2 protein-coding genes are annotated in these 819 nt (G+C 63.7%); both read left to right on the top strand.

Annotated elements, in window-relative coordinates; translation table 11 throughout:
• Nucleotides 1-421: YbfB/YjiJ family MFS transporter (locus BN2475_RS33240; RefSeq protein ID WP_143326088.1), on the top strand; the 421-nt coding region annotated here is incomplete at its 5' end.
• 34 nt (nt 422-455) lie between these two features.
• Nucleotides 456-819: MFS transporter (locus tag BN2475_RS33235; RefSeq protein ID WP_143326086.1), on the top strand; the 364-nt coding region annotated here is incomplete at its 3' end.

Genomic DNA, 819 nt, shown 5'->3' with positions numbered 1-819 from the left:
GATTGCGGGCCCGCTGCTCAGCGGACATCTCGCCGACCGCGCTGGCTTTGCATCTGCGCTGCGCGCGGCATTCGTGATCCAGATCGTCGCTGTCGCGTTGCCTCTGATCGACACGAGTCCTGTACCGCTGATCGCCTCCAGCGTGCTGATGGGCGCAGCCGTGCCGGGTATCGTGCCGCTCGCGCTTGGCCGCGTCAATGAACTGCTCGCGCATCACCCGGCCGCGCAGAAAGGTGCGTGGAGCACGGCCACCACGACATTCGCCGTGTTGCAGGCGGTCGCCGCGTATGGCATGTCGTTTCTTTTCACGCAAAACGGCGGCAATTACGCCATGTTGTTCGTGATCGGCGCAGCGGCGCTCGCACTCGCGCTGGCCGTCGACCTGTTCGCTGCGCTGCGCCCCCACCCGCAAAAGGTTTGAGATACCTGCAACGCTTCATCGAAGGATAGATAGCATGAACCAGCCCATGACCTCCGTCTCGCTGCGCAACGCGCCGGATGTCCCGACCGTCAGTTACACGGAACGCAATCAGCAATACTGGATGCGCAATCTGTTCGTCTGCGTGTTCGGCTCTTTCACGACGCTCGTCAGCCTGAGCATGCTGCTGCCGTTCCTGCCGCTCTATGTGAAGCAGCTTGGCGTGACATCGCAGGCGGATGTGATCCAGTGGTCGGGTGTCGCGTTCGGTGCAACGTTCCTCGGCACGGCCCTCACGGCGCCGTTGTGGGGCCGTCTCGCCGACCGTTACGGACGCAAGCCGATGCTGATCCGCGCAGCCGTCGGCATGGCCGTGGTGATGTCGCTGATCGGTATCGCGC

It is taken from the genome of Paraburkholderia ribeironis, from assembly GCF_900019265.1.
GTDB lineage: Bacteria > Pseudomonadota > Gammaproteobacteria > Burkholderiales > Burkholderiaceae > Paraburkholderia > Paraburkholderia ribeironis.
This window is presented reverse-complemented; position numbering and strand designations above follow the sequence as displayed.